The 625-nt window shown below is 72.2% G+C and carries 1 protein-coding gene; it reads left to right on the top strand.

Annotated features, from left to right (window positions below):
- Positions 1-625 (top strand): autotransporter-associated beta strand repeat-containing protein (locus NS334_RS16285; protein WP_193753139.1); only part of this gene is annotated, 625 nt, incomplete at both ends.

A 625-nucleotide genomic window follows, 5' to 3' on the forward strand; every position in this document is an offset into this window, starting at 1 on the left:
CCACCGGCGGCGTCTCGGTCACCGGCGGCAGCCAGCAGCTGGCGGGGGCCAACACCTTCACCGGCGGAACGGTCATCGCACGCGGCGCGACCTTGGCCGTGACCGGTGGGCGCGCCCTGGCGGACACCGGCGCGCTGCGCAACGACGGCACGTTCGACGTGCTGTCGGGCGAGCAGGTCGGCGCGATCAGCGGCAACGGCACGATCCGCCTGACCGGGGGAAGCCTCGGCACGCGGAACGACGGCAACACGCTCTATGCCGGCGCGATCACCGGTACGGGCGGCCTGACCAAGACCGGCACGGGGGTTCTCGCGCTCAGCGGCGACAACAGCATGTCCGGCGGCCTGAACATCGTCGGCGGGACCGTCGCGGTCGCGCGTGCCGCCAACATGGGCAGCGGACCGGTCACGATCGGCGCTGCCCGGCTGGCGACGGCGGCGGACCTGACGAGCGGCAATGCGGTCGTGCTGACCGATGCCGCCAGCGCCATCGACACGCTGGGCCATGACGTGACGCTGACCGGCAACGTCTCGGGCAACGGCACGCTCAACAAGCTGGGCACCGGCACGCTGACGCTGACGGGCAGCAACGCGCAGAACGGCATCAACGTGCGCGGTGGTACGCT

The organism is Sphingomonas endophytica (assembly GCF_001476895.1).
GTDB classification, from domain to species: domain Bacteria; phylum Pseudomonadota; class Alphaproteobacteria; order Sphingomonadales; family Sphingomonadaceae; genus Sphingomonas; species Sphingomonas endophytica_A.